Genomic DNA, 7996 nt, shown 5'->3' on the forward strand with positions numbered 1-7996 from the left:
TCGCACAGGCGTGCCGCGGCCTGCCACTGGAAACGGTGCGCGGCGGCCTGCCGTGCGTCGCCGTCCGGTGCATCGTGTTGCGCGGCGGCCGCCGCGACCTGCGCGACGAGCGACGTGAGCGCCGGGTCGATCGACACGGCGCGCGCATGGTCGAACAGTCGCTGAGGCACCGCGAGCGACGCGGCGGGCAGGTCGATCACGAGCTGGCGATTGTCGCCGAGGCCCGCGTAGTCGTGGCGCGCGCCGGCCGGAATCAGCCAGGCCGCGTGCCGGTCGATGCGCCGGCCGATTCCGTCCACCGCCATCACCATCGCGCCATCGACGCCGAGCACGACCTGGTGGAAGTCGTGCACGTCCGACGCTTCGCAGGTGTCGTAGCGGCGCAGCGCGATGGCGGGGGAGGCGATGCGTTCCATCGGAAGGAAACGGCCGGATGCGGGGTCAGACGTCGAGCAGTTCGACTTCGAACACGAGCGTCGCATTCGGCGGAATCACGCCGCCTGCGCCGCGCGGGCCGTAGCCGAGTTGCGGCGGGATCGTCAGGCGACGCACGCCGCCGACCTTCATGCCCTGCACGCCTTCGTCCCAGCCCTTGATGACCATGCCGCCGCCGAGCACGAACGCGAACGGGTCGTTGCGATCCTTGCTCGAATCGAATTTCTGACCGTCGGTCAGCCAGCCCGTGTAGTGGACGCTGACGGTTTTGCCGGCTTGCGCTTCCGCGCCGGTGCCTTCGGTCAGGTCCTCGTACTTGAGGCCCGATTCGGTCGTGATGACGGACATGATTTCTCCTGAAAGAGGTTGCGTGAAACCGCTATTGTAGGCGAGCGCGCAACGGGCCGGCGCGCGTGGATTTCGTGCCGCCGTACGCGTGTCGGCAAGCGTGGCGGAGCGCCGCGCGCGGGATCGCCCGACACGCAATTGGAACGCGCGTTTGAATTTTTCGCGAGCCGCTGGGCCAAGGTTGCACCACGGCAGTGCGCTGCGCGTATGAATCGATGTGGCCGGCTCACGTGCAGCCTGCTGCACGATCATTTCCCGATCCCGCGAAAGGCCCGCCACACGGGGCTTGCGGGCCGATCGCCGGGCGCCGCACTGCATCCGGCACCTCGCCCTGACGCGCACTCCCGCGTTCGAATCCCGACCCGTCGGCGCGTCGTTCGAGCGCCGTTTTTTCCGCGTTGCCGACCGTGCCCTGTTTGGAAGCGCGCATCTACCGCGCGGCTTGCGTGTGCCGGCGCGCGCGGCCTATCTTTACATCTGTCGATGTCATGATTTTGGCGGCGCGCGCTGCGCCGCCCGGGCTGGCGCCGGCCGCGTCGGACGATGCGCCGGGCCGCGCCGCAACAGGAGAACGATGCAATGAAGTCAGCCGCTTCCGCCACCGCGGCCGGGATCATGCCGGTGCGCCGCGACCTGCGCTTCGACCTGCCGGTCGAACGCGCGAAGGACTGGCATGGCCTCGGGTCGCACGTGACCCATTTCTTCAACGCGCTGTCGCTGCTGTTTCCGGCCGGCGAGCGCTTCTTCATGGATTCGGTGCGCAACTATCGCGACCGGATCGACGATCCCGTGCTGAAGCAGCAGGTGCTCGGCTTCATCGGCCAGGAGGCGATGCACACGCGCGAGCACATCGAATACAACGAGCTGATGCAGGCGAACCGGCTGCCCGCGCGCAAGCTGGACCAGCGCGTGTGGACGGTGCTCGGCTACATGAAGCGCAAGCTGCCGCATTCGGTACAGCTCGCGCATACGGTGGCAGCCGAGCACTACACGGCGATGCTCGCCGACTGGCTGCTGCGCGACCCGACGCGCCTCGACGGTTCGGTCGAAGGCTACCGGCAGATGTGGATCTGGCACGCGCTGGAGGAAACCGAGCACAAGGCCGTGTCGTTCGACGTGTGGAATGCCGCGATGAAGCCGGGGCTGCGCCGTTACCTGATCCGCATCGGCGTGTATCTGCTGACGACGCTGACGTTCTGGCCGACCGTGTTCCTGATGCATGCGACGCTGCTGTGGCGCGATCGCGGCGCCGGCCATCACGTGCGCGGCATGCTGCGGATGATCGCGTTCCTGTACGGGCCGCGCCGCGGGCTGTTTCCGCGCATCGCCGGCGAATGGCTGAGCTTTTTCCGGCCGGGCTTCCACCCGTGGGATCACGACAATCACCATCATCTCGCGCGGGTCGACGCACTGGCCGCCACCTACGGCGAACACGGCGGCACGCCGGCCGGCCGCGGTCGCGCCAACGCGCCGGCGCCGCTCGCATCGGGCCGCTGACCCGGCCGTCCCTCGCTCCACCCACGCGGCGGGGCGCCGTGCATGTTGCGTGCGTGCATCAGCCCGCTTCTTCCGACGATTGACGAAAATCAACCGGAACCGGTTGCACGGGCGCCCGCGTGCCGGGCCGACCGGTTGCGCGCGCATGCGCCGCCGCGCCGGTCATGCGTGCGCCGCGTCGTTCGCCATCGCCGTGCGCCAGTACCGGCGCGGCTTTGCGCGCTCGGCGCCGGTCCTTGCCGGTCGCGCACGGCGCCCGCCACCGGGATAACACCCATCTAGCCGCGGGCCTGCCGCATCGATATACCGTTCATGGCAACGTCGACCTCCGGCGCGATTCATGCGAAGGGGGATTTTATTCGGACGGAAATACGGCCAATATGTCGGTTCGATCGTGTCCGTCGTACGCGGCGGCGAGCCGGCGCGCGATACCAACGCCAAGCGGGGAACAACGATGGTTGCAAGGTCACCCGACGCAAACGGGCCGGCGGCGCCCGAGATGACGGACGTGTCCGTCACCGCTCCCGAGGCCGGCCGCAAGCTGTTCGTGATCATGCGCACGCCGGACGAGCCGTTGCTGGCGCAACTGCGCGGGCTCGGCTGGGAGATCACGGTCGCGAAGACGGCCGGCGCCGCGCAGAACATGACCTGCGGCGTGAGCGTGGCCGCCGGGCTGGTCGATTTCACCGGGTTCACGTCGCGCGACTATCCCGCGCTGAAGATGTGCCTGAGCCAGCCGGCGATCGGCTGGATTTCCATCGCGCAGGCCGGCATCACGATCGGCCCCGCCGTGCGCGAGCTGATCCGCAGCTATTGCTTCGATTACGTGACGCTGCCGCTGCCGTACGAATGGATTTCGCACGTGCTCGGCCATGCGCGCGGGATGGCCGCACTCGATCGCGTCGACGGCGCCGCCTATGCGGCGTCGATCGGCGAACACGGGATGATCGGCAACTGCGAGGCGATGCAGCAGTTGTTCAGCACGATCCGCAAGGTCGCGAAGACCGACGCGAGCGTGTTCATCTCGGGCGAGTCGGGCACCGGCAAGGAGCTGACGGCGCTCGCGATTCACGAGCGCTCCGGCCGCGGCAAGGGGCCGTTCGTCGCGATCAATTGCGGCGCGATTCCGCATCACCTGCTGCAGTCGGAACTGTTCGGCTATGAGCGCGGCGCGTTCACCGGCGCGAACCAGCGGCGCGCGGGCCGGATCGAATCGGCGAACGGCGGCACGCTGTTTCTCGACGAGATCGGCGACATGCCGGTCGAAAGCCAGGCGAGCCTGCTGCGTTTCCTGCAGGAGGGCAAGATCGAACGGCTCGGCGGCCAGGAATCGATCGCGGTCGACGTGCGGATCATCTCGGCCACGCACGTCGATCTCGACGGCGCGGTCGAGGCCGGGCGCTTCCGCGCGGATCTCTATCACCGGCTGTGCGTGCTGCGCATCCACGAGCCGCCGCTGCGCGCGCGCGGCAAGGACATCGACATCCTCGCGCACTACGTGCTGCAGAAATTCAAGGCCGACAGCGGCCGCAAGATCAGCGGCTTCACGTCGGCCGCGCTCGACGCGATGCGGCGCTACGAGTGGCCCGGCAACGTGCGCGAACTGATCAACCGCGTGCGGCGCGCGATCGTGATGGCCGAGAGCCGGCTGCTGACGCCGCACGATCTCGGACTCGATACGCCCGGCGAAACCGAACCCGTGACGCTCGAGCAGGCGCGGGCGCTGGCCGAGCGCACCGCGATCGAGAACGCGCTGCTGCGCAACGACCACCGGATCAACAAGGCCGCCGCCGAACTCGGCATTTCACGCGTGACGCTCTACCGGATGATGATCGAGCACGGGCTGAACGATCACGACAACAACGGCGGCAACGGCGGGAATGGCGACAGCGGCGGACACGACGGCGCGCCGTCGGGCGACGCGGGGCATCAGCGGGTCGGCTGAGCGGCGGGTGCGAGGCGTGTGATGCGTGCGGACCGGTTCAGCGATAGGTCCACAGCCGGTGCAGCACGAACGTGACGGGCGGCACGCACAGCACGACCGCGACGATGCTCCACGCGCGGGCGAGCCCGAGCGCGTCGGTGCCGCGCGCCAGCAGCATCGTCACGGCCAGGCCGGCCATCGCGACCGCGAGAAAGCGCACGAAGTTGCCCCACGTCACCGGCGACGAAAAACTCCACAGCGTGTTGGCGAGATACGAGAACGCGGTCGAGCAGACGAACGCGGTCGCGTTCGCGATGACGGGCGTCGCGTCGAACAGCGCGAACATCGCGGCGGCGATCAGCGCATGCAACGCGGTCGAGCCGACGCCGGACACGCCGAAGCGGATCAGCCTGGCGCGCTCGGCGGCATGGAAGGTACGGATCATCGTGGGCGGTGGTTTGCGTGAAGTCGCGTGAGATCGCGTGAAGCGGTGTCGCAGTATAGCCATGCGATCGGCGGCCGCGTCCACCTCCCGGCAGCGACGTGCGGTGCGTGTTGCCACCGGCGTCGGCATGTAAAGCGCATGAAACATTTCGTGTGGATCGCCGGGCGGATTGCCGCGGCGAAACGGGTCGATCGGCCATCCCGCCGCCGGTAAAAATTCCGCGCTCCATTGTTCAGCCTTATTCCGCAAGGCCCCGCCGTCACGGGGCCGGCGCCCGCCGTTGCGCCGACGTTTCAGTTTCGTAACTTCCTGCATGCCATGCCCGTTCCGGCCGCCAGCCGGCCCGGCCACCGCCTTGTCCGGCCGGGCTCGCGCCGCGCTGGCCCGGTCCTTGCGAAGAAAGACGTGCGAGAGTCGACGACGCGAGGTCCTCCGGTCAGGCAGCGAAAGCTTTCCGTACCGGCCAGGACGCGGTCCGCGGGGATGCGGCGGTCGGACGCGGTGCAGCAGCCGCGTCACGGCGAGCACGGAACGTCGTCGGCTGATCGCCGGAGCATCGGCATCGTCCGGTTGCCGGAACCAACATCAGACAGCAAACGGGGTAGAAAAATGATCGATCATCACACGCCGCGGTCCGCAGGCCGCGATCGCAGTGATTCGGGACATCGCCGTTCGAGCATCGCGCTTGCAGCGGACCGGCATGCCTCGACAGGCCATCTCTCCGCGCCCGGTGCGAGGCGGATCCGGCTGGTTGCCGGTCATCCGCGCCGGGTCGGCACTTTCCTGCACGCGAACCCGATCCGCATGGGCATGTGCGCACGGGCGCCCGTGCCGCGCCGCCCGGTTTTCGCCTATTGAATCGATCCGCACGACGTCCGTTCGCATCGCCCGTCGTTGCCTCGAACGATCGATATGCAATCCGAACGATGACGCGAAGCGTCGTGCCGCGCGCTGCGGACGACGCAAGAAGACAGGCATTCGATGCAACGGCGAACCGCGCGATGCCGTTGCCATCCGGTTGAAGGGGAGGGGCGGTCGGACGCGCGCGACGGAAGCAGTCATCCGTACGCGCGCGACGCCGTTTTTCAACCGCCGTAGATGTCGAAGTCGAAGTACTTCGATGCGAGCCGCTTGTAGGTGCCGTCCTTGACCATGTCGTGGATCGCGCGGTCGATCTTCGCCTTCAGGTCGGTGTCCTCCTGGCGCAAGCCGATGCCGGCGCCGATGCCGAGCACCTTTTCATCGACGAGCTCGGGCCCGACGAACGTGTAGTTCGCGCCGCGCGGCGATTTCAGGAACCCGATCGCGGCCTGCACTTCATCCTGGAGGGCCGCGTCGAGGCGGCCGGCGATCAGGTCGGCATACACGCCGTCCTGGTTCTGGTACGACACGACGTTCGCGCCTTGCTTGCCCCAGTACGCCTTCGCATACGTTTCCTGCGTCGTGCCCTGCTCGACGCCGATCGATTTGCCCTTCAGCGATTCGGCCGTCGGCAGCAGCGACGAGCCCTTCTTCACGACGAGCCGCGTCGGCTGGTTGTAGATCTTCGTCGTGAAGCCGATCTGCTGCGCGCGCTGCGGCGTGATCGACATCGACGACAGCACCGCGTCGAACTTCTTCGCCTTCAGCGCCGGAATCATCCCGTCGAAATCGTTCTCGAGCCACACGCATTTGGCCTTCAGGCGCGCACAGATCTCGTTGCCGAGGTCGATGTCGAAGCCGACGAGCTTGCCGTCGGGCGCCTTCGACTCGAACGGCGCGTAGCTGGCATCGGTGCCGAAGCGGATCGTGGTCCAGTCCTTCGCGACGGCGGGGCCTGCGGATACCGCGAGCAGGGCGATCGAAACAGCGGCAATCAGTCTCTTCATGGTGCGTTCCTTGGCATGGTGCATCCGGTTCTGTGCGGCACGGTCTCCACGGACACGACCCGCGCCGTGACGCGGTGTCCGCCCGGCCATTAACGCAGAAAATAAAATAAGAGTCCAGAATGGACGAAAAATATCGATTTGTCGGACGGGCTTGACGATCGTTGGGTGCGACCCTTGCAAAAATACGAGAATGGACTAATCTTGTTAGTAAATTCGTTTCGAGACTAACCGTCATGTCACAGCCCGCCTATGAATCGCATTCCGCCGTGCCGCACGCTTCGGTCGCGCAGATGTCGGCGGCCGGCCTGCGTGCGTTTTTCAACATCGCGCGCGACTGGGAACTGACGATCGACGAGCAGATCGTGCTGCTCGGGTCGCCCGGCCGCTCGACGTTCTTCAAGTGGAAGGCCGCGCCGGAATCGGCGCGCCTGCCGCGCGATACACTTGAGCGGCTATCGCTCTTGCTCGGTATCTACAAGGGCTTGCAGATCCTGCTGCCGCAGCCCGCCGCGGCCGATGCGTGGGTCAAGCGGCCGAACGACGCTGCGCCATTCGGCGGCAAGCGCGCGCTCGACCGGATGCTGGCCGGCAACGTCGGCGACCTGGTGGCCGTGCGGCAATATCTCGATGCGATGCGGGGTGGCTGGGCGTGACGACACCGATCGAAGTCACCCGGTGGCCCATGACCACCGTCGACTGGGCGCCCGCCTATCGCGTGATTCCCACCCGTTTTCCGGCCATCAACCTGTTCGACCGCGTCGCGTCGGCGGACGATTTCGACGCGCTCTACGCGCTCGAATCGCTGACCAACGACCGCATCCGCAACGAAGTCGGCACGCTCGAGCTCGTGCCGCCCGCCGAGCGCCGCTACGGGCAGGGCTGGGGGCCGATCATGGCCGCGTTCACGCACCTGAATCCGCTGGGCAGCCGCTTTTCGGACGGCAGCTACGGCGTGTTCTACTGCACGCGCTCGCGCGATACGGCAATCGCGGAAACGCGCTATCACAGCGGGCTGTTCCTCGCCGCGACCAAGGAGCCGCCGATGCGCCAGCAGATGCGGCTCTATACCGTGCTCGCGCACGGCGACGTTGCCGACGTGCGCACGTGGCCGCAGCGCGATCCCGCGTTGCTGGACCCGGTCGATTACAGCGCGGGGCAGGCATTCGGCCGTGCGGTGCGCCAGGCCGGCGGCGCGGGGATCGTCTATCCGTCGGTGCGCGACCCGCGCGGCGAATGTCTCGCCGCGTTCCGCACGACGCTGCTGCGCGACTGCCAGCATGCGGCCTATCTCGAATACAACTGGAACGGCTCGGCCGTCGATGCGGTGTTCGAACTGAATCAGGTCGGCTAGGTGTGAAGCTTCAATAGGTTGTATCGATGGTTCATCCGGACTGAGTCTGGGAGACTGGAAGTCGCCAAACACCCAACCTTCCAGGAACCCAGCCGGATGAACACCCATAAGAATGCCCGACTCACTTT

Annotated in this window: 8 protein-coding genes and 1 pseudogene; 5 read left to right on the forward strand and 4 right to left on the reverse strand. The window is 67.2% G+C overall.

From position 1 onward, the window contains the following. Together H3O04_RS32005 and H3O04_RS32010 are read right to left on the reverse strand one after the other, a co-directional pair. Positions 1-416 (reverse strand): annotated as a pseudogene (locus H3O04_RS32005) (AraC family transcriptional regulator); the annotation flags it as partial. A gap of 25 nt (positions 417-441) precedes the next feature. Continuing rightward, positions 442-783, reverse strand: coding sequence for an FKBP-type peptidyl-prolyl cis-trans isomerase (locus H3O04_RS32010; protein WP_006479474.1), 342 nt, complete (start codon positions 781-783; stop codon positions 442-444). A gap of 579 nt (positions 784-1362) precedes the next feature. Between H3O04_RS32010 and H3O04_RS32015 the strand changes: the two genes are divergently transcribed. Beyond that, positions 1363-2280 carry a metal-dependent hydrolase gene (locus tag H3O04_RS32015; protein ID WP_011548184.1) on the forward strand — a complete coding sequence of 306 codons (918 nt, stop codon included), beginning with the start codon at positions 1363-1365 and terminating at the stop codon, positions 2278-2280. Between the two features lie 454 nt (positions 2281-2734). Next, a complete protein-coding gene (locus tag H3O04_RS32020; RefSeq protein ID WP_027812306.1) occupies positions 2735-4225 on the forward strand; it encodes a sigma-54 dependent transcriptional regulator in 1491 nt (496 codons plus the stop codon). 37 nt (positions 4226-4262) lie between these two features. Here H3O04_RS32020 and H3O04_RS32025 read toward each other — a convergent pair whose 3' ends face one another. Next, entirely contained in the window at positions 4263-4649 is a 387-nt protein-coding gene (locus H3O04_RS32025) for a GtrA family protein (RefSeq protein WP_078041430.1), read from the reverse strand. A gap of 609 nt (positions 4650-5258) precedes the next feature. Here H3O04_RS32025 and H3O04_RS32030 point away from each other — a divergent pair. Next, the gene (locus H3O04_RS32030; protein ID WP_074803957.1) at positions 5259-5507 is read left to right on the forward strand and encodes a hypothetical protein; all 249 of its coding nucleotides are present in this window, start codon (positions 5259-5261) and stop codon (positions 5505-5507) included. Positions 5508-5734: 227 nt separating this feature from the next. On the opposite strand, the gene H3O04_RS32035 is transcribed toward H3O04_RS32030, so the two are convergent. Next, on the reverse strand, positions 5735-6517 hold the full coding sequence (locus tag H3O04_RS32035; protein WP_027808985.1) for an ABC transporter substrate-binding protein: 783 nt from the start codon (positions 6515-6517) through the stop codon (positions 5735-5737). Positions 6518-6750: 233 nt separating this feature from the next. Between H3O04_RS32035 and H3O04_RS32040 the strand changes: the two genes are divergently transcribed. Together H3O04_RS32040 and H3O04_RS32045 are read left to right on the forward strand one after the other, a co-directional pair. Beyond that, positions 6751-7170, forward strand: coding sequence for an MbcA/ParS/Xre antitoxin family protein (locus H3O04_RS32040; RefSeq protein ID WP_175786452.1), 420 nt, complete (start codon positions 6751-6753; stop codon positions 7168-7170). A gap of 29 nt (positions 7171-7199) precedes the next feature. Then, positions 7200-7868, forward strand: a complete 669-nt coding sequence (locus tag H3O04_RS32045) for an RES family NAD+ phosphorylase (protein ID WP_202589218.1) — start codon at positions 7200-7202, stop codon at positions 7866-7868. Positions 7869-7996 lie beyond the last annotated feature (128 nt).

Origin of the sequence: Burkholderia sp. KCJ3K979 (assembly GCF_016759955.1) — a bacterium.
GTDB classification, from domain to species: domain Bacteria; phylum Pseudomonadota; class Gammaproteobacteria; order Burkholderiales; family Burkholderiaceae; genus Burkholderia; species Burkholderia orbicola.